23 protein-coding genes are annotated in these 20,774 nt (G+C 35.0%); 18 read left to right on the top strand and 5 right to left on the bottom strand.

Annotated elements, in window-relative coordinates; translation table 11 throughout:
- Positions 1 to 14 precede the first annotated feature (14 nt).
- From flhB to flgA, 4 genes are all read right to left on the bottom strand, one after another.
- Complete coding sequence (gene flhB, locus A9G23_RS06025; RefSeq protein WP_065586738.1) at positions 15 to 1,145, bottom strand: flagellar biosynthesis protein FlhB; 1,131 nt, start codon at positions 1,143 to 1,145, stop codon at positions 15 to 17.
- 143 nt (positions 1,146 to 1,288) lie between these two features.
- On the bottom strand, positions 1,289 to 1,723 hold the full coding sequence (locus A9G23_RS06020; protein ID WP_065586737.1) for a flagella synthesis protein FlgN: 435 nt from the start codon (positions 1,721 to 1,723) through the stop codon (positions 1,289 to 1,291).
- A gap of 28 nt (positions 1,724 to 1,751) precedes the next feature.
- Positions 1,752 to 2,045 carry a flagellar biosynthesis anti-sigma factor FlgM gene (gene flgM / locus A9G23_RS06015; protein WP_065586736.1) on the bottom strand — a complete coding sequence of 98 codons (294 nt, stop codon included), beginning with the start codon at positions 2,043 to 2,045 and terminating at the stop codon, positions 1,752 to 1,754.
- A gap of 78 nt (positions 2,046 to 2,123) precedes the next feature.
- Positions 2,124 to 2,783 (bottom strand): flagellar basal body P-ring formation chaperone FlgA, encoded by a 660-nt coding sequence (gene flgA / locus A9G23_RS06010; protein ID WP_176700203.1) that lies wholly within the window; start codon positions 2,781 to 2,783, stop codon positions 2,124 to 2,126.
- A 152-nt stretch (positions 2,784 to 2,935) separates the two neighbouring features.
- Here flgA and flgB point away from each other — a divergent pair, with 152 nt between their 5' ends.
- The 9 genes from flgB to flgJ are packed head-to-tail and all read left to right on the top strand — an operon-like array spanning position 2,936 to position 10,166.
- A complete protein-coding gene (gene flgB / locus A9G23_RS06005; RefSeq protein WP_065586734.1) occupies positions 2,936 to 3,346 on the top strand; it encodes a flagellar basal body rod protein FlgB in 411 nt (136 codons plus the stop codon).
- A gap of 5 nt (positions 3,347 to 3,351) precedes the next feature.
- Positions 3,352 to 3,756, top strand: coding sequence for a flagellar basal body rod protein FlgC (gene flgC / locus A9G23_RS06000; RefSeq protein WP_065586733.1), 405 nt, complete (start codon positions 3,352 to 3,354; stop codon positions 3,754 to 3,756).
- A 13-nt stretch (positions 3,757 to 3,769) separates the two neighbouring features.
- On the top strand, positions 3,770 to 4,489 hold the full coding sequence (locus tag A9G23_RS05995) for a flagellar hook assembly protein FlgD (protein WP_065586732.1): 720 nt from the start codon (positions 3,770 to 3,772) through the stop codon (positions 4,487 to 4,489).
- A 15-nt stretch (positions 4,490 to 4,504) separates the two neighbouring features.
- Positions 4,505 to 5,716 (top strand): flagellar hook protein FlgE, encoded by a 1,212-nt coding sequence (flgE, locus tag A9G23_RS05990; protein ID WP_065586731.1) that lies wholly within the window; start codon positions 4,505 to 4,507, stop codon positions 5,714 to 5,716.
- A gap of 14 nt (positions 5,717 to 5,730) precedes the next feature.
- Positions 5,731 to 6,489: a flagellar basal body rod protein FlgF gene (locus A9G23_RS05985; protein WP_065586730.1), complete on the top strand. Its 759-nt coding sequence runs from the start codon at positions 5,731 to 5,733 to the stop codon at positions 6,487 to 6,489.
- A gap of 29 nt (positions 6,490 to 6,518) precedes the next feature.
- On the top strand, positions 6,519 to 7,301 hold the full coding sequence (flgG, locus tag A9G23_RS05980; protein WP_065586729.1) for a flagellar basal-body rod protein FlgG: 783 nt from the start codon (positions 6,519 to 6,521) through the stop codon (positions 7,299 to 7,301).
- A gap of 10 nt (positions 7,302 to 7,311) precedes the next feature.
- A complete protein-coding gene (locus A9G23_RS05975) occupies positions 7,312 to 8,001 on the top strand; it encodes a flagellar basal body L-ring protein FlgH (RefSeq protein ID WP_065586728.1) in 690 nt (229 codons plus the stop codon).
- 11 nt (positions 8,002 to 8,012) lie between these two features.
- Entirely contained in the window at positions 8,013 to 9,122 is a 1,110-nt protein-coding gene (locus A9G23_RS05970; protein WP_065586727.1) for a flagellar basal body P-ring protein FlgI, read from the top strand.
- A 12-nt stretch (positions 9,123 to 9,134) separates the two neighbouring features.
- Positions 9,135 to 10,166, top strand: coding sequence for a flagellar assembly peptidoglycan hydrolase FlgJ (gene flgJ, locus A9G23_RS05965; RefSeq protein ID WP_065586726.1), 1,032 nt, complete (start codon positions 9,135 to 9,137; stop codon positions 10,164 to 10,166).
- Between the two features lie 110 nt (positions 10,167 to 10,276).
- Here the strand turns inward: flgJ and A9G23_RS05960 are convergent, their stop codons facing one another.
- Positions 10,277 to 11,521, bottom strand: a complete 1,245-nt coding sequence (locus A9G23_RS05960; RefSeq protein ID WP_065586725.1) for an oligosaccharide MFS transporter — start codon at positions 11,519 to 11,521, stop codon at positions 10,277 to 10,279.
- A gap of 196 nt (positions 11,522 to 11,717) precedes the next feature.
- Between A9G23_RS05960 and A9G23_RS05955 the strand changes: the two genes are divergently transcribed.
- From A9G23_RS05955 to A9G23_RS05915, 9 genes are all read left to right on the top strand, one after another.
- Positions 11,718 to 12,722, top strand: coding sequence for a LacI family DNA-binding transcriptional regulator (locus A9G23_RS05955; RefSeq protein ID WP_065586724.1), 1,005 nt, complete (start codon positions 11,718 to 11,720; stop codon positions 12,720 to 12,722).
- 474 nt (positions 12,723 to 13,196) lie between these two features.
- Entirely contained in the window at positions 13,197 to 14,678 is a 1,482-nt protein-coding gene (locus tag A9G23_RS05950; RefSeq protein WP_065586723.1) for a SulP family inorganic anion transporter, read from the top strand.
- A gap of 800 nt (positions 14,679 to 15,478) precedes the next feature.
- A complete protein-coding gene (locus A9G23_RS11500) occupies positions 15,479 to 15,619 on the top strand; it encodes a hypothetical protein (protein WP_176700202.1) in 141 nt (46 codons plus the stop codon).
- Between the two features lie 340 nt (positions 15,620 to 15,959).
- Positions 15,960 to 16,268, top strand: coding sequence for a DDE-type integrase/transposase/recombinase (locus A9G23_RS11230; protein ID WP_081296968.1), 309 nt, complete (start codon positions 15,960 to 15,962; stop codon positions 16,266 to 16,268).
- Positions 16,232 to 16,378 carry an IS3 family transposase gene (locus A9G23_RS11910; protein WP_141669918.1) on the top strand — a complete coding sequence of 49 codons (147 nt, stop codon included), beginning with the start codon at positions 16,232 to 16,234 and terminating at the stop codon, positions 16,376 to 16,378. Before A9G23_RS11230 ends, A9G23_RS11910 begins: the two co-directional genes overlap by 37 nt.
- Before the next feature lie 822 nt (positions 16,379 to 17,200).
- A complete protein-coding gene (locus A9G23_RS05930; RefSeq protein ID WP_065586721.1) occupies positions 17,201 to 19,036 on the top strand; it encodes an RHS repeat domain-containing protein in 1,836 nt (611 codons plus the stop codon).
- A gap of 276 nt (positions 19,037 to 19,312) precedes the next feature.
- A complete protein-coding gene (locus A9G23_RS05925) occupies positions 19,313 to 19,642 on the top strand; it encodes a hypothetical protein (RefSeq protein ID WP_065586720.1) in 330 nt (109 codons plus the stop codon).
- Between the two features lie 96 nt (positions 19,643 to 19,738).
- The gene (locus tag A9G23_RS05920) at positions 19,739 to 20,053 is read left to right on the top strand and encodes a hypothetical protein (protein WP_065568027.1); all 315 of its coding nucleotides are present in this window, start codon (positions 19,739 to 19,741) and stop codon (positions 20,051 to 20,053) included.
- Positions 20,054 to 20,207: 154 nt separating this feature from the next.
- Positions 20,208 to 20,513, top strand: coding sequence for a hypothetical protein (locus A9G23_RS05915; protein WP_065586719.1), 306 nt, complete (start codon positions 20,208 to 20,210; stop codon positions 20,511 to 20,513).
- The last annotated feature ends 261 nt before the right edge of the window (positions 20,514 to 20,774 follow it).

Raw genomic sequence — 20,774 nt, 5'->3', positions numbered from 1 at the left:
ATGAGTAATTGCCTTTATTGATTGACAGATAATGACTCTGGAATGGGTAAATTATTAGGTACGGTTGGTTTATTGCCGCCATATTTATGCCAATGTTTTAATTGATATACCCAAGCTAAAATTTGAGCAACTGCGGTATATAATTCGGTTGGAATCGTTTCGCCTATTTCACCATGACGATATAAAGCTCGAGCTAAAGGCGGTGCTTCTAATAGAGGTATATTATATTCACTGGCAATTTCTCTAATGCGTAGCGCAATGTTGTCAGTTCCTTTTGCCAGTAATTTGGGTGCAATCATGGTTTTTTCATCATATTGTAGGGCAACGGCATAATGGGTTGGATTGGTTACAATGACATTCGCTTTTGGCACATCTTTCATCATTCGACGTCTGGCAATAGCTTGTTGCATTTGGCGAATACGTCCTTTAATTTGCGGGTTTCCCTCTTGCTCTTTAAACTCATCTTTAATTTCTTGTTTTGACATTTTCAATTTTTTCAAATTGCTCCATATTTGATAAAAAATATCAAACCCCACCATGGGTATTAATGATATAACGCTTAGTATTGCGCAAAGGATCACTAACTGTATTGCTTTAGCTAATGCATTATTTAAATACATATGGGGTAACGCAAGCAGGTCATAAAAATGGTGCATTAAAAACCATGTTGATGCGATAGAAATTAAAATAACTTTAAGTATACTTTTTAGTAACTCAGAAAAAATTTTAGTGCTAAATAATCTGCCAAAGCCCTCGATAGGATTTAATTTTTTAAAATTGGGTTTAATTGATTGCAGGCTAAATAGTAACCCTCCCACACAAAGTGGTGCGAATATGGCAACTATAACTAAACCGAAAAAAATTGGCGCAATTGACCAAAAGCCATGGGTTAACAAATTAACTAAATTGAAAACGATCAACTTATCATCGTCTGTTTTATACGAAAACGTCATCGCTGTTTTTATGATTATGATTAATTGGTTAACTAAATGTGAACCCATTAATCCAAACAAGAAGATGCCTATTAACAAGATTATCAACGAAGTTAATTCGCGAGATCGAGGAATTTGTCCCTTTTCCCGAGCTTTTTTTATTTTGCTATCGGTGGGTTGCTCGCTTTTATCTAGATCATTATCGTCAGCCATGATGGAATCAAATAAAACTTCATCGTTTAATTACAGTTTACCTGCTAACAGTATGAACTATTACTCACGAATTATTGGCTTAATAAGAGGGCATTTTTGGCGGTATTTATCTCGTTTACCATCAAAAAAATCGTAATTCTCTTTTAAACTTTAGCTCGTTCTGACGAGATAACATCGGCTTGCTGATAGCCATTATTGTTATAAACAATAGGGCTGTTTATGCCTTTAAGGTAGTTAATAGATTGCTGGGTAATAGTCATGCGATTTTGAATGATCAACCCATTATCACGATTTATATTGGCTAATAATTTTGTTGTGTCTGTGATGGATAGCCAATGTGCTGCGATTGTCGGGTTTTCGCTATAGGGTGGTTGAATATCTAATTGTTTACTTAACGTTATACGTTGTTCATCCAGTAACTTTAATTGGATCAGTAACTGACTTTTTTTATTAATTATTTCATTTAATTGATTTGTTGAGCTATTTTCAATTAAGATGTGTTGCTCTGTTTGTAGAATTTCTGAGAGTGTTTGTAACATTTCTGTTATTTGTTTTAGGATGTCATCGAGTTTTAACATTTTATATTCCTGTAATTTTGACTTATCTTTAAATATTTTGTAGTAATTGTTTAATTAACTTGTCTGCAATTTTATGGGTATCAATAATCAGTGTGCCATCAGTAATGGATTGTTTTATTTTTTCAATTTTTTCTACATCAAGATCTTTGTCGGTTGAATGCAAAAGATTCATTGAACTTTGAGTTATACTCACGGTAGTACTTGCATTGGTACTGATTTTTGTTGGTACAGATGCTGTCTGATTTTTTTGTTGTTCATTGACTACATCACGGTTAAGTAGTCCTGATATGGTTGTCATGGATTTTGTTGCATCGATACTCATAAAATACCTTTAATCAAATTGACGATTTAAGTGATTTGTTTAGTTTTATTATCGGCAATAATAAAAAATTCATTAATATTATTTGTTGAAAATTATAACTCCTTGGTGGGTTAATGTACCTTCAACAATTTTGTCATAATTTAGTTTAACTTTAATCTTATCGTTTAATACAGCGTTGCTAAGTGTTTTGCCTGTAGTCGCTATCTCATAACCTTCACCATGCATTATTACTTTAATTATTTGTCCTGCTTTTACCAGCCAATTTTTTTGAAGCATAGCTGTTTTTATTGGCTCATCGAGATTAATATTTCGTAAAGCGATATGATTAAGCGCGTCAACTTCATTTAAAATAACAGCGGAAGGTAGCTTATCTAACCAACCTGATTGTGTACGTATGTGATCTTTGCTGATGACAGTACCTGCGCTTATTGCTTGCTTAGCGACAATATAGTTACCCATGACAGCAACATTAATCTGGATAAATTTTTTCTTATTATCACATTGCGCCCCAATGGTCATGTTGCCCCACTGCTTCTTTTTATTCAATAACAAAAGTATTGGTGTATCGCAACTCAATTGCGGTTTAGGGGTGAGATAAGTAATCAAAATATCATCTACTTTATGACTAAGTTGCTGAGAGATTAGATTATTAATCTGCTTATCAAGAGAATTAGCTAAAGCACTATTCCAGCTAAATAGTATAAAAATAGCGAGTATTAATTTTACGATTTTAATCATGTTTGCTTGTTTCAAATTATGCATAAACGGATTTTACTTCATGATTGCATTAAACGAATCTTGAAATAAGGGCAATTTTTATTGTTATTTGCTCAATGACTTTTTTTTTATTCGCTTAAAATCCTCATTATCAAAAAAAGTGAGATGATTTTATGTTTGATAAATTGGATACATGGGTTAATTTTCACCAGCAAGCATTAAATATACGTGAAATACGACAAAATATATTAGCAGCAAATATTGCCAACAGCGATACGCCTAACTATCAGGCTCGAGATATTGATTTTAATGCTGAGTTAAGCAAAGCGATTAATAATCAGAATAATTTTAATCACGTTGGACTTAATATTACCTCAAATCACCATATTCAGGTAAAAGCGTCAATCATACCTAATCAAAATGTACTTTATCGTATTCCTTATCAAGCGTCAGCTGATGGTAATACGGTCGAAATGGATCAAGAGCGTACCGCGTTTATTGACAATAGTATTCACTATCAGAGTAATTTAACGTTTTTAGGTGAACAATTTAAAAATGTGATGTCAGTATTACAGCAAGGATAATAAAGATGAGTTTTTCTATTTTTGCCATTTCGGGGTCAGCATTAATGGCACAAACCCAACGTATGAATGTTAGTGCCAGTAATTTAGCTAATGCCGATAGCGTAACAAGTACTTCTGGAGAAGCTTATCGAGCCAAACAAGTTATTTTTCAAGTGGATAATAATGGTGAAACTCATTCAATTGCGGGCGTTAAAGTGTCGCAGGTGATTGAAGATCCCACACCAATGAATTTAGTTTATGAACCCAATCATCCGCTGGCCGATACTAAAGGTTATATCCAAAAACCGAATGTCGATGTGGTTGCCGAAATGGTCAATACTATTTCAGCATCACGTAGTTATCAAGCCAATGTCGAAGTCATTAATACGGCAAAAAGTTTAATGCTAAAAACTCTGACATTAGGCCAGTAATAAGGAGTGACTTATGGGAGTAACTAATGTTGCCGTTTCAGAATCATCAGGTATAAAAAATCCGCAAAAGATTCAAAAAAGTTCATCAGATGGTAATTCAAGCAGAGAGTTGCAAGATAATTTTTTAACATTGCTTATTGCCCAAATGAAAAACCAAGATCCAACCAATCCAATGGATAATAGCCAGTTAACTTCACAATTGGCACAAATTAATACTTTAGCAGGTATAGAAAGACTAAATACGACATTGGGAATGGTTTCAGGTCAGATCGATGACAGTTTATCGGTGAATGCTAGCAACATGATCGGTAAGGGTGTCATGGTGCCTGGCAATAAAATTTTAGTTGCTACCTCTGAACTAGAACGCTCAGATGCAGAAAAAGAAACGATTACCACACCCTTTGGCTTTGAGTTAGTGCGAGATGCAGATTCAGTGATTATCACTATTCAAGATGCAAATGGCAATGTGGTGCGAGAAGTTGATTTAGGTGCAATCCCTGCTGGCGTGAGCTCTTTTACTTGGGATGGCATGCTAAATGATGGAACGATTGCGCCAGACGGCAGTTATACCTTTTCGGTCAATGCAACTTCAGACGGGCAGAAAGTATCATCAACATCATTAGCTTATTCAGTGGTCTATGGTGTTATCAATAGTAAAGTTAATAATAAAGTATTACTCGATTTAGGAATACTCGGTTCAATTAGTATTGACGAAGTGCGTCAAATTCTTTAAAGGGGATAAGTTCAGATGGGATTTTCTCAAGCAGTGAGTGGCATGAATGCCGCATCAAAGCAATTAGATGTGATTGGTAATAATATTGCCAACTCAGCAACGGTTGGCTTTAAAAGCGCCAGTATTTCATTTGCTGATATCTATGCCGGCTCAAAAGTGGGTATGGGGGTCAAAGTGGCTGCGGTTATGCAAAATTTTAATGATGGAACCGCAACAACCACTAACAATAGTCTAGATGTTGCTATTTCAGGTAATGGGTTTTTTCGTTTAGTGGATAGTAATGGGCAAGCTTTCTATACTCGTAACGGACAATTTCAATTAGATGCTGAGCGAAATATTATTTCTACTGATGGTCTTTATCTGACTGGTTATCTTGCAACTGGAACGCCACCTCAAGTGCAGCAAGGTGCAGCACCGGGTCCATTAAAAATTTCGCAAGAAATGTTAAATGCATCAGCAACAACCAAGGCTTCTTTGCAAACAAACTTAAATGCCAATAGTAAAGTTCCTGCCAAACAACCGGTCAATGCCCTTGATGCGGATACATTTAATTATTCTACAACCATTACCACTTATGACTCGCTTGGTAATCAACGTAATATTCAGCTCTTTTATGTTAAAACGGCTGATAATCAATGGGACGTTCATTATCTTGATAGCAGTGACCCTAATGCAAGTTTACAAAAAGTGGGGCAAATGGAGTTTGATTCTTCCGGTAAATTAATTAGTGATCCTGAAATGACCATTAATATTAATGGGTTAAATGGATCTGCTGATAATACCTTTACTTTATCATTAGCCAATAGCTCTCAGCAAAATATGGGGAAAGAAGTCGGTAGTATTAAAACGCCAATTGTTAATGGTTATGCACCAGGTAATTTAGTGGGTTATAGCATTAATGATGATGGTTCTATTTATGGTGTTTATTCTAACCAACAAACGATGTTATTAGGTCAAATTGCCATGGCTGATTTTGCCAATGTTAACGGTCTAGAATCAGCAGGGAATAATAATTGGCGTTCGACAATTAAGTCTGGTACAGAAGTATTGGGTGTGGCAAATTCCGGTACATTTGGTGCGTTAGCCAGTGGCGCACTTGAATCTTCAAATGTTGATATGAGCCAAGAGTTAGTGAATATGATTGTTGCTCAGCGCAATTACCAATCCAATTCACAAACCATTAAAACGCAGGACCAAATTCTAAATACTTTAGTTAATTTGCGCTAATTTAAAGGTTATTTATGGATCGTGTTATTTATACAGCGATGTCGGCAGCAAGTCAGACGTTAAACCGGCAGTCAGTGACGACTAATAACCTAGCTAATGTCTCCACCGCAGGGTTTCGTGCACAGCTAACGGCGATGAAAGCGGTTCCTATTGTGGGAACCAATAATATGCCGACACGGACTATGGTAACAGCAACAACGCCTACTTTTGACTCAACCATGGGTGCATTTAATTACACGGGTAGAAATTTGGATGTTGCTTTGGCAGAAGATCACTGGTTGGCGGTGCAATTAGCGGATGGTAGCGAAGCTTACACGCGTAATGGCGCTATCCAAATTGACGAAAATGGTACGCTTAACATACAAGGCTATCCATTAATTGGTGATGGTGGTGTTTTGACTGTGCCTCAACGATCGCAAATCAGTATTAGTGGCGATGGAACACTTTCTGCATTGGGTGCAGGCAATAAACCAACCACCATTGCCCAAGTGGGTAAAATAAAAAAAGTACATCTTGAGCGTAATGAGATTGTCCGTGGTGATAGTGGTTTTTTTCAACTAACAGACCAAGCACGTAATGAACGTGGTGCTGTCATGCCAGATGACCCTAAAGCAAAACTGATGTCAGGTGTATTAGAAGGGAGTAATGTAAATCCTGTCACTGCTATGGTGGATTTAATTAGCCATGCTCGCCAGTTTGAAATGCAGATGAAAGAAATTGTAACGGCAGATGAAAATGCACAAAAAGCGAACCAAATTTTGTCGCTGACTTAAATTTATCAATATATTAAGTAGGAAAGACTATGATTAAATCATTATGGATTGCCAAAACGGGCTTAACCGCACAACAAATGAATATGGATATCATTTCCAATAATTTAGCGAATGTGAGTACCAGTGGGTTTAAAAGACAAAGAGCGGTATTTGAAGATTTATTGTATCAAACGGTTCGCCAACCAGGCGCCCAGTCTTCTGAGCAAACGACATTACCGTCAGGCTTACAAATTGGTACTGGTGTTCGTCCTGTTGCAACAGAGCGAATTCATAGCCAAGGCAATTTAGAGGCAACAGATAACAGTAGTGATATTGCTATTAATGGACAAGGTTTTTTTCAAGTTTTATTGCCCGATGGTACACAAGCTTATACACGCAGTGGCGCTTTTCAAGTTAATCAAAATGGTCAATTGGTGACAGCAGCGGGATATGAAATTCAACCAGTCATTACTATTCCATCCAATGCAATCAAAATGACTGTTGCGCGTGATGGTGTAGTGAATGTGACATTAGCGAATCAATCAACACAAGTTCAAGTTGGTCAACTCACTTTACATACCTTTATTAATGACGCAGGTCTGGAAAGCGTAGGCGAAAATCTTTATTTAGAAACCGAAAGTTCAGGCAATCCGACCGAAAATACGCCTGGATTAAATGGTGCAGGATTACTATATCAAGGTTATACCGAAACCTCTAATGTCAATGTTGCTGAAGAATTGGTGAATATGATTCAAGTGCAACGTGCTTACGAAATTAATAGCAAGGCGATTTCAACATCCGATCAAATGTTACAACGGTTAAATCAACTTTAAAATTGACAATATGATAAGTGTATTGAGATATTTTTATATTCCAATTGCCTTCTTTTTGTTTAGTTGCGCGCAATTACCCAAACAAGCTTTAGTTGAAGGCGAAACGAGCATTGTTCCGCAAATGCCGACAATTGTAAATACCAGCGGTTCTATTTATCAAGCCGCTCAACCAAGCAGTTTTGGGTATCAACCCATGTTTGAAGATCGCCGTCCACGTAATATTGGTGATGTGTTAACCATTGTTTTACAAGAAAACGTCAGTGCCAGCAAAAGCTCATCTGTGAATGCAGGGCGTAATGGGTCGGTGAATTTAGGTATAAAAAAGTTGCCTACGTTTCTTGATGGATTCGTTGGTAGAGGCAAAGCTGAAACGGATATTGCAGGTGGCAATGATTTTAAAGGCGCTGGTGGCGCTAATGCTAAAAATACGTTTAGTGGAACAATAACGGTGACTGTTCAAGATGTTATGATAAATGGAAATTTAAAAGTCATTGGTGAAAAACAGATTGCGATTAATCAGGGCACTGAATTTATCCGCTTTTCAGGTGTGGTTAATCCAAGAACCATAAGTGGCAATAATACCGTTATCTCGACTCAAGTTGCTGACGCACGTATTGAATATGTCGGTAATGGGTATATTGACGAAGCACAAACAATGGGCTGGTTACAACGCCTATTTTTAAATCTTTCACCATTTTAACGAGTCTCATTATGTTAAAAAAATTGCGTATTTTTGTTTGTTTTGTCTTGATGATGATATTGATTATACCTGTTGGTCATGCTGAACGTATCCGCGATTTAGTCACCATTCAAGGTATAAGAGATAATCCTTTAGTCGGTTATGGTATTGTTGTTGGGCTGGATGGTACTGGCGATCAAACCTCGCAAACGCCGTTTACTATTCAAAGTATCACCAACATGTTATCTCAATTAGGCATCACGGTACCGTCAGGAAGCAATATGCAATTGAAAAATGTTGCCGCTGTGATGGTAACCGCCAAATTGCCTTCTTATTCGCGAGTAGGTCAACAACTTGATGTGGTAGTTTCTTCTCTTGGTAACGCTAAAAGTTTACGTGGTGGAACCCTAATTATGACACCATTAAAAGGCGCCGATAATCAAGTGTACGCTATTGCACAAGGCAATCTTTTTGTAGGCGGAATGGGCGCAAGTAGTAAAGGTAGTAGTGTCAGTGTTAACCAAACTGCGGGTGCAACTATCCCGAATGGCGCAACGGTTGAACGTGAGTTAGCCACTCGTTTAGATGAACAAGATATTATCCATTTGCATCTTAACCAATTTGACTTTACTCGTGCTTTAAAAATCTCGGATGCGATTAATAAATTACAAAAAAATAGTGCAGTTGCTTTGGACGGCACAACGGTTTCCTTAAAAATGCCAAAAGAAAGCCATGCACGCGTACAGTTTTTATCTAAAATACAAAATTTAGAAATAGGTAACACGCCTATTACAGCCAAAGTGGTTATCAACACGCGAACAGGTGTTGTTGTTATGAATCAAAAAGTGCAGCTCGATAATTGTTCGGTAGCGCATGGTAATTTATCTGTTGTGGTGAATAATAAATTAAACGTCAATCAACCCAATACACCGCTTGCCGGTGGTGAAACAGTGGTGACACCAAATACGCAACTAAGTATTGAGCAAGAGGGTGGTGCGTTACATAATTTAGCCGCAGGGGCTGATTTAAAACATGTTATTAACTCACTGAACTTATTAGGTGCAAACCCGACCGAATTAATGTCGATTCTTGAGGCACTAAAATCAGCCGGTTGTTTGCATGCAACGCTTGAAACTATGTAAAGAATATTGCTTATGAATACTAAAATTGGTCAATCATTCAATCGTTTTGCCTATGATTTATCGGGCCTTAACCAACTAAAGCGCAGTGCAGCGAATGGTTCATCTGTAAGTGTTAAACAAGTGGCTGAGCAATTTGAATCATTATTTATTAATATGATGATGCAATCAATGCGTAAGGCTGTACCTGAAAGTGGTTTATTGGGTCAGTCTGCTTCACAGCTATTCACTTCAATGTTTGATCAACAAATTGCACAGCAGGCAGCGGGTAAAGGATTTGGTTTAGCGGAGAAGCTCACTAAACAATTAACTAACAAGGTTTCACCATCAATCAATATTAACTCACAAGCTAATTCAAATAATACTGAGCAAAATCTTCATTTAGCTCAATCTTTATTTAGTCATGCGCCATCTCATTTATCACCTCAAGCTTTGGGGCAAATGCTTTACCAAAGCCATAAAGCAAATCAGGCCATAAAGCAAACCAATTCAACCAATGAATTATCTTTAAAAACACCAACAAAAGAAGGTAAAGATGAGCATATCGTTAAATTTGTAAAAGACTGGTTAGAGCCAGCCAAGCAGGCAGCTAAACATTCAGGTATCCCTTATGAAGTAATTATTGCACAAGCTGCATTAGAAACAGGGTGGGGACAAAAACAGATCAAAACCGCTAATAATCAATTAAGCCATAATTATTTTGGTATTAAAGCGAATGCATCATGGCATGGGGATTGTGCTCGTTCAACCACGCAAGAATTTATTAATAACAAAATGATGAAAATTGCAGATAATTTTAGAGTCTATAATAGTAAACAACATGCGTTAACCGACTATCTTAATTTATTAACCCAAAGTCCACGTTATCGTGCTGTAGTTAATGCACCCGATGCCAGAACAGCCGCCAAAGAATTACAAGCTGCAAATTATGCAACCGATCCAAATTATAGTGACAAACTGATTCAAATCATTGGTCGTATCGAAAAAATTTCCCAAAAACATCAACCAACAATGGTATCAGGGTTTAGACAAATTGCGTTTAATTGATGATAAAAACAAAAGTTAGAATTAGCTAAATTCTAATGGTTCGTGACACATCCTTACAAAAAAATGGAAATACCTTGTTTCCATTTTTTATTGATAATGCTAATTTAAAATTATTGTTGCTTTGCTTTTTTCTCATCACTTAAAGTAAATATAGCTATCAACGAGGTCAGTAAAACAACACCAGCAAGCACATAAAATGTTGTCGCATATCCGGTATTATCAAATAATTTACCGACTAGCCATGACAACACAATAACGCCAAGATTCGATGAAATATTAAACCCAACTAAATAAAGGGTCGCCGATAACCTTGCATCAAAATTGCCCACAATATATTTGAACATCGCCAAAATAAATAATGGAATCTCGATGGCATGAAAGAGTTTAACGAAAGAAATCATATAAATATTATCCAATGTTGCCGATAATGCAATTCGGCAGATCATAACTAGGGCCGCAACTAATAATGATTTTTTAGCCCCCATTTTATTAATAAAATAAGGCGCGATAATCATACAAGTTGCTTCTAAAAAGACCTGAAAAGAATTTAAATAACCATAAACCTGATAACCATCTTCTGGTGTTTCAAAAAAACCAGTATAAAAATTCGGAAATAATTGCTGATCATAGATAGTATAAAAGCTGTAAGTTCCAATGACAAACATGACAAACAACCAAAATTTTTGTAATCCAAACAGCGAAAAAATTTCACTCATTGTGGGTATGGTCGATGTTTTTTCAGTTGAAGCGGTATGGTTATTGTGGGGTTGTGAACCTTGATAGTGTGTTGGCTTAAATACAATATTAATAATTAAAAAGATAGCAGCAACCAGCGATGCCATCCAAAAGTTAATATGCGGATCAATACCAAATAAAATACCGGCAACAAAGGTGGCAGCCGCATAACCAAACGAGCCCCAAAAACGCGCAGGACCAAATTCAAAACCAAATAATCGACTAATACGCTCAATAAAAGAATCAATCAAAGCACTACCTGAAATAAAGCTAGCACTTAAAACTGGGGCACCGATACACACCCCCAAAATGAAATCATTTTTCAATAAAGGTTCATACACATAAATTAAGAATGGACCAATAAGCACCATCATGATACCTTGAAAGGTCACTACCGCTTTTCCTATTTGTAATTTATCTTGAATAATGCCATAGAAAATCATAAAAAACATGGCCGCAGCTGAATTAGCCGCATAAACAATTCCTAACTGTTCGCCCGATAAGCCAATTTTACTTTTTAACCAAATTGCGTAAAAAGACCACCAAAGTGACCAAGCAGCATAAAACGTAATAAGGTAACCAGATGAGAACCAATAATTTCTATTTTTTATCATATTCATGTTTATTACTCTTATATTGTTGAAATTTGATGAAGTTTAACGTTAACATTATGAGCATATTTAACACTAAATAGATAGAACCGATTATCATAAATGTTACTTTCCTCACACTTTTTATCATTTATATTTGTGGTATCATCACAAATGATTAATGACTGATAATTATTTTTATCTTGTTAAGCAAAAGGATTTAACTATGGCTTCACTTAAGGATGTCGCTAAACTCGCATCTGTTTCATTGATGACGGTTTCACGCGCAATAAATAATCCTAAAAAATTAAATAAAGAGACTTATAAACGTGTTAAACAAGCTATTGAGCAACTTAATTATGTGCCTGACTTATCGGCAAGAAAGATTCGTGGTGATAATTCGGGACCTTGTGCTATTGGTGTTTTAGCATTAGAAACCGCCATGACGCCGTTTTCAGTAGAATTACTCCAAGCCATAGAAAAAACTGCACAAAATCATGGTTGGAATACCTTTATTGTTAATTTATTTGATGATAAAGATGCCGATCATGCCATCAATACCCTACTGTCATATCGCCCTAACGGTATCATCTATACCACAATGGGATTAAGAAAAGTTGAGCTTCCTGAAAAGTTATTAGATAAAAATGTTGTATTAGCCAACTGCATCAGTGATTCAAAGCATCTTGCTTGCTACATTCCAAATGACTATTTAGGTCAATATCAAGCCATGCAACAGGTCATAAAGAAAGGCTATAAAAAGCCGCTATGTATTTATTTATCAGAAAACACATTAGCTGGCAAAACTAGACGTAAAGCTGTTGAACAAGCGTGGTTAGATGCAGGTAACACTTTAAATGCTATTGCCAGTTATCACACTTCACCTTTGTCCGATGATCTGGCCCAAGAGTATATGATAACGGTTGATATATTGAAACAACATTGTCATAAAAAACCTGATTTTGATGTACTGATTTGTGGTAATGATCGAATTGCTTTTGTTGCTTATCAATTTTTACTCGGTCTAGGGCTTCATATTCCATCTGATGTCGCTATATTAGGTTATGATAATATGGTGGGTACCGGTGAATTATTTTATCCACCTTTAACAACAGTCCAGTTGCCTCATTATGAAATTGGGGAACAAGCAGCTTTACATATTATTCATGGAAAAAGCCAAAAAGAGATAATACAGGTAGCATCACCTTATTTAGAAAGAGCCTCTTTATAAGTGAAATAACATGTATTAACGCAAACCGAGTAAAAGCGTAAAAACAAAAAAGATCACAAGCGTTGTTTAATCTTCAATTCCTATCTCTATACTAAATTTTTTCTATTTTTCTCTTAATGATGACGGTTAATTTCGTCATCAAATTCTATAAGAAATAGATCTATTGCATCTAAATACATTTAAATTTGCATTGTTAGATTAAAATTTTTTAAGGTTATAAAGATATTATAACTTATCAACGCTAATGATAAAATTAGCCATTGTACAATGGGTTAAGTTCTATTATTATAAAAAATATAATTTAATTATGGAGTATAGCTGTGTAGTTTATTGCGCGTTCTATCTATCAATAATAATTATAATTACTCGCGTGATGCACAGAAGCCATATTTTCCCTATCAAATTTTGATAACCTGATAATGCATTGCTTCACGCTGTAATTTTCTTTTGTTTTTTCAGTGGTGATTAAATTCAATGCAATCTTTACGTAAAGAATGGTTTTCAAATATTAAAAATGATGTTCTATCGGGTGTCGTTGTAGCGCTTGCCCTTATTCCTGAAGCAATTGCTTTCTCAATTATTGCCGGTGTTGATCCTAAAGTAGGACTATATGCGGCTTTTTGTATAGCGGTTGTTACTGCTTTTGCGGGTGGTCGCCCAGGTATGATTTCTGCTGCTACCGGTGCAATGGCGCTAGTCATTGCGGGACTGGTTAAAGCTCATGGGGTTGAATATTTACTGGTCGCAACAATCTTATGTGGTATTTTTCAGATTATTGCCGGTTTTCTTAAATTGGGGAACTTAATGCGCTTTGTTTCTCGCTCTGTGGTAACGGGGTTTGTTAATGCATTAGCCATCTTAATTTTTTTAGCACAACTGCCTGAGCTAACCAATGTCACATGGCATGTCTATGCCATGACCATTGCTGGGCTTGGCATTATTTATCTGTTCCCTTATATCCCCAAAGTAGGAAAAATGATTCCTTCACCGTTACTTTGTATTCTTATCCTTACCGGTATCTATATGTATTTTGGCATGGATATACGAACGGTAGGTGATATGGGCACATTGCCCACCAGCTTGCCTACGTTTTTACTTCCCAATGTTCCTTTTAACCTTGATACCTTATTGATTATTCTGCCTTACTCTCTTTCATTAGCCATTGTCGGCTTATTAGAATCAATGATGACTGCAACCATTGTAGATGATATTACCGATACGCCGAGTGATAAAAACCGAGAGTGCAAGGGACAAGGTATTGCTAATATCGTGACAGGCTTCTTTGGTGGTATGGCGGGGTGCGCAATGATTGGGCAATCAATTATCAATATGAAGTCAGGCGGACGAACGCGTCTCTCCTCATTTATCGCTGGGACGGTACTTTTATTATTAGTTGTTTTTTTACAAGACTGGGTAAGCCAAATTCCTATGGCTGCATTAGTGGCTGTGATGATCATGGTTTCCATTGGTACCTTTAGCTGGGACTCGATTAAAAACCTTAAATCGTACCCACTTTCAACCAATATTGTGATGCTCGCAACTGTAGTTGTCGTTGTATTTACCCATAACCTTGCTTATGGCGTATTTGTTGGGGTATTACTGGCATCACTATTTTATGCCAATAAAGTCGCTCATTACCTACAAATTAAAACTGAGCAACCCAGCGAGGAACAACGTATTTATACCGTATATGGACAAGTATTTTTTGCTTCCTCTGCAAAATTTATTAGTTCATTTGATTTAAAAGAGGTTGTACAAAAAGTAACAATCGATCTTACCCACGCACATTTTTGGGATATAACCGCTGTAGCAGCTTTAGATAAAGTGGTGATTAAATTTCGCAAAGAAGGCGCACAAGTAGAAGTGTTAGGGCTGAATAAAGCCAGTAGTACAATTGTAGACCATTTTGGGGTTTATGATAAACCTGATGTGAAACATGACCTAAAGAATCACTAAGAGTATATGGTAATAAAAATAATGATTTACTAGATAGGTTTAATTATCATCGACTGCATTTGATATTAATTCCATTGAATACAAAGATAGCCGATGATAATTAAAACAATCTGTATAGTAATTAAATTACTATACCTAAGTTGAGTAGCTTAATTAAAAAACTGTATGTTGCAGATTAAATCGTTAAGTGCGAATAGTTATATATTTTCATAACATCAGTAATAAAAACGCATCCGTCTTTTAAAAATAGCTGATTTTTTTCATCAATAATTTTTATAAAATATATACATTTAAGTATGAATCCTCGGTCAAGTCAGCAAAGTAAAAAATTTAATTGATGAAGTAACAGTTTTCCTAAATCTCTTTCACAACAAAGCCTTTAACGGCAATATTATACCTATTTAACCAACAAAATTATTAATCAAAAATAGCATGTATGGTTTTTTAAAGGAAATAGGCTAACAATATAGCGAATAATTGAATCGCCATATTGTTTAATTAGGTCAAGGATTGGCTAGTGGATTAATTAGTGGTTTAATCAATATACCTTAATTGTTGAGAGCTATGAGTTGGATCGGCTACACTAAATCATCCAACTTTTTAAGGGGTAAGGTAAACTTATCACAACAAAAAAGGATCTAATATGAATAAGATTAAACGCAAAAGATGAACATTCAATGATGATTTTAAACACCCAATGGTCAGTCTTTATCAACACGGTAAATCACGTAGTGAAAGCGTTGCTGAATATGATTTAACACCATCAGCATGGGATTGTTGGATAACACAAGCAAGCCAAAGTGCACATTAAAACAAAAGATAATCGCAGTCCGCAAGAACAAGAGTTGATAGCTTTGCGCAGAGCGCTTAAACAACGCCGTATGGAAAACGATATTCTAAAGCAAGCTGCACTAATAATAAGGAAAAAATCACTATTCTAAAAGCCAACCAACATCGTTATAGCCCAACAAAGCTATGTCAATGTTTAGGATTATCAAGATATTATGCGTATTATCAGTGTAAATTGCATAAACAAAAATCAGTAGAACTTTATGCAGATAAAATTGTGATGCTATTTAATCGAAGCTATCATTCTTATGGTACACACGGCGAATTCATTTTGATTTGCAAAAAGAGAATATTTGGATATAACACCGTTACATTGCTAGCGTGATGAAATCCTTATTGCTGGTATCAAAATACACCGTTAAACGTTATAAATCTCACAATACAGAAGTGAATAAAAAAGCTACAGAAAATCATTTATAATGGCAATTTGACGTGGGTGATAAAAAACAAATTGCTGTTGCGGATTTAACGTATATTCGAGTTAACCAACATTGGAATTACTTATATGTTTTAGTGAATTTATCCAATAGGCAGATTGTTGGTTATCATGTTGGTAAACATAAAACGGCAGAGCTTGTCATGTCAGCATTAAGCCAAATTAAACAGCCATTATCGAAATTGGATTTATTTCATTCAGACCGAGGTAAAGAGTTTGATAATCGGTTATTAGAGGATTGTTTTAAGACATTTAATATCACGCATTCATTAAGCAAAAAAGGTGTCCTTATGACAATGCGGTAGCGGAAGCGACATTTAAAACGGAGTTTGTAACAGGCCAACGTTGTAACTCAATAACTAAGTTACAACGCGCTTTTTCGGCTTATGCCTATTGGTATCATCATAAACGATGACATTCTTCGTTAGGCTACTTGCCTCCCGTTGAAGTTAAAAAACACTTACCCCTTAATTTTTTTGTTTGAAAATGTGTTGCCATTCCAGGTACAGGACCAGTAGGGTATGTCTTTAAAAAGATAATGCCTAAAAAACTTAGATTTGAAAGTGATTGCGAATGTCAAGATGTTGATGAAGTTGAGATAAAAGATATATTTTCATCTTTTATTATACATTAATTAAAATTATTAATGATTATGAGCCAAAAAGTATAATATAATATAATATTGCTATTGCAGGAGAATATATAATGTGTAAATCTAGTATTGTTATTACAGGAAACTATATGATGATTAAAGAAATCTATCCATGTATCTTTCTAGCTGGAATGATTATCTCATTTATAATTCAAGCGATAGCAATGAACAAGAATTGGCCAAAGGTTCTACTTTACACCGATATCATTTTTTCTTTTATAATGGGGTGGGTATATGCAATTTATGTTAGGGAAGAAGTTAATATATTAACTATGATCAAACTTGTATTTTATGTTACTTGTTTTGGTTGTTTTTTTTCAGCTTGCTATTGGCTGGAAGCTCGAAGGTTTCCTTGGAGTAAACAGTGTAAGACAAGTAAAAATGAGACAAAAAAGTCACCCTATTAATATATTATAATAATTAAATTGTGTGATAGAGGATTTATTTTAAGTTATTAATTTCTAAATCATATTCATAATTAGCATTTAAAGTCGTTCCAAAAAAGAATTAAATAATTAAAAAACAGGTATAGGCTATATAGTCTATACCTGTTTTTTAATTAGATAATACATTGCAAATTACAAAATGAATAACAACCGTATTCAATACCAATACGATGCGGCAGGAAATCTGATAAAACAAAGTTATATTGAAAAAGGTCAAACAACTTCAAGTCAGGTTGTCGCTTATAGCTATAATCAGGCTAATCAATTAATTGATGTACTACAAACTGGTGATACCTATTCCCACTTTGTTTATCAGCGCGATAAACTTGGTCGAGTAACTCAAGAAACGATTACTTATGGCACAGGTGCAAATAGTATTACTAAGACTTTGCAGTACGCTTATGATAAAGAGGATAATTTAGCTTCCATTAGCTATCCAGATAAGACTAAAGTAACCTATGGATATGATAAAAATCAGCTAAAACAGGCAACACTGGCTAATGGCGAGGTGATTAACTGGAGTGATTACCGCTGGTTTATGCCATCTAAAGTGACTTATCCTAATGCAACGCAAACTAAGCAGTATGATTCATTACAGCGCCCCTTACTGATAGGGCTAACGGCGAATCGCAAAACATTATTAAATCGCCAATATAGCTATGATAAGGTGGGTAATATAACCCGAATCGCAACAGAAAACGGGGAAAATAATTACCAATATGACTTATTAGACCGGCTTATTCTTGCTAAACCTAATATTGAACTACAAAAAAATGGACTTACTGTAGAGTCTTATAGCTACGATGCGATTGGTAATCGCATCGGTAGCACGCAACAATTAGGCGAATGGAAATACAACAAATTTAATCAGCTAATCAAATGGGGCGAAGGCACTAGTCAAACCACCTTGTCCTATACCCCTAATAGTCAGTTAGCCAGTGAAGTTAGTGCAGATAAAAAATTAAGCTATCACTATAATGCAGCAGAGCGCCTTATCAGCGTTAACGATGAAACGACTGAACTGGTGACTTATCAATATGATCCTTTTGGTCGTCGTATTAGTAAAACCATTAATGGTAATATCACCTATTTTATTTATACCAATGAAGGTCTGATTGCTGAATTAGACCATCGCGGTCAGATGACTGTTGCCTATGGTTGGGTACCAGATACCGAATGGGGAACCAGTCCACTGTGGCAGGCAAGTTTAACCGCTGCTAACCAGACGCTACAAACTGCGTCTTACCATTATCTGATTACGGATCATTTAGGTACACCCCAACTGGCCATTAACAATCAAGGCCAACAAACATGGAAAATGCACAGTGATGCCTTTGGTAATGCGGTATTAGATCCTAATAACCAAATTACCTTAAATTTACGTTTTCCGGGGCAATATTATGATAAAGAAACGGGGCTTTCTTATAATTACTTTAGGGACTATAATCCCAAAATAGGGCGTTATATCCAAAGCGATCCGATAGGCTTAAATGGCGGAATAAATACCTTTAGTTATGTTGGTGGCAATCCGCTTTTATATCGAGATCCCTTAGGGAAAAATCCAGTAGCCCTTCTCTTTGGTGGCATAAGGGCATGTATGGCAAACCCACAATGTGTTGCAGTTGTGGGAGGCGCTATAGCTTATGGAGTATCAAATAGCATTAAATTGTTAGAGGAATATAACTATGGTTCATCAAATAATGGTCATGCTTCCTGTCCATCAGCTTCTATATCTACTACTACCAAGAAAAGCAAAGATAAGATTGAAGGTAAGGGCAAGTGGTATTGTGAAGCAAAGTGTAATATTCAAACGATTGATCATAAATTAGATGGTAAAGTTCCTGAAAGAGTGCAAGCGGCTCATAGAGGAAGTTCTCAGTATGAGGCTTGTAATGCAGCAAAAGATAAAGCAGTAGCATTGGCTCCTAGAGATACTTATACAAGGCATTGTAATTGTAGATGTTGGAAAAAATAATTAACTTACACAATAAGTAAGATAATAATTAAAACGAATATAAATTAGAAGATTAGAAGGGTGATAATTCTATAGATTATAAATTTATCATGAGCGAAAAATTAAGGTATGCTTATTTTTTCAGTATGAGTATGTTAATTATAATCAATCAAAGAATTGTTATTTTTAGTTAAATCGATCTCTCTATATTTCGCACAGAAATATAGAGAGATTACTGTATCAGTTGATAAGAATTAAGAAAATCTTACTCGTGATTGTCAATAATGGAGAAATTAAATGACGAAAGTAGAAAAATTTGAATTGGCTAAAATAAAACAAGATAAATTAATAAAAACGATGATATATGAGGTTGATACTGATGAAGGTTCCATAGAATATCGATTAGAAATATATAGAAGGGAAAACGTATTTAAAGGCATCGTCTATAGAAAGGAGCTATATCGAATGCGAGCTAATTATAAAGGAGGTCTTGCAAAGTGCGATGAATTTATTTTTAGTCCAGATAATAATTTCAGTCTTAATTTAATTAATTATAATGAATCAGAAGAAGATATCATTAATATTTTTTATAATGAATTAGAGAAAAATTTTAGCTCTCTCAATTAATTATAATTACTATATAAATTGATATAGGTTAAAGAAAAGTTGAGTCGTGTTGCTTAGTATCTTGTAATACTCAAATAAACACTGGAAAAAATTAAAATGGCAAAGATAAAAAAATATGAATTAATAAAAACGATCATTTATGAATTAAGTAAAGATGAGCATTACGAAGAATTTAAATTAGAAATCTATAAAGGAGACAAAGATTTTAGAGGTATTGGTTATTGGTTAGACTCATATAGATTGAAACGTCGTGATGATGTTAAAGGATTTGTAAATAGCGATGTATCTTTATTTCTTGAAAATCATAATTTTTATAATGATTTAATTTGTTACAACAAGTCGGAAGAAGATATCATTAATAATTTTTATATTAGGTTAGAGAAAATATTTGGGCCACTCAATTTGTTATAATTATCATTATTCTTAAAATTAATTAAACTAATGTAGCTTATTCAGTACCAGCCTAGCTTTGCTAAGATAGATAACCATAATATCTTTGGACAAGTATCTATATAAATTGATATAAAATAGAATTAAGAGTACTAATAAATAATGGGAAAACTCAATGGCAGAACTAAAACAATATGAATTAATAAAAACAATAATTTACAAAGTTGATACCAAAGATGATTACGCAGAATATAAATTAGAAGTCTATAAAGGAAATAACGGATTTAAAGGAATTATTTATAGAAAAGATTGCTATAGAATGTTAGCTCGTTATGATGAAAATTTTATAAATATCGATAAAAATCTATTTACTCTAGATAATAATTTTAATCGTTGTTTAATTAATTATGATGAATTGGAAGAAAATATCATTAATAATTTTTATATTGAATTGGAGAAAATTGGAGGCCATCTCAATTAATTGTAATGGCTATTATTTCAAGTTAAATTGAATTCTGTTGGAAAGCGAAATAGGTTTAATTCTCGCCAAAAAATGGGCAAATGCCACTTCTATGATATAACTAACAATCCTAGGTAAACACATTGTGTGTCAAAAAATTGAGTGCAGAGTTTAAACAACAGGCAGTGGTTTGATATTGCTTTATCCACTTATCTAATGCGGATTTAGTGATGTCATACTCAGCAACAATATTCGTTCATTTTTTAGCATTTTGGTAGAGAA

Source organism: Gilliamella sp. App4-10, from assembly GCF_001690495.1.
Taxonomy (GTDB): domain Bacteria; phylum Pseudomonadota; class Gammaproteobacteria; order Enterobacterales; family Orbaceae; genus Gilliamella; species Gilliamella apicola_G.
Note: the sequence above shows the minus strand (reverse complement) of the source record. Positions and strands in the feature narration are given on the sequence as shown.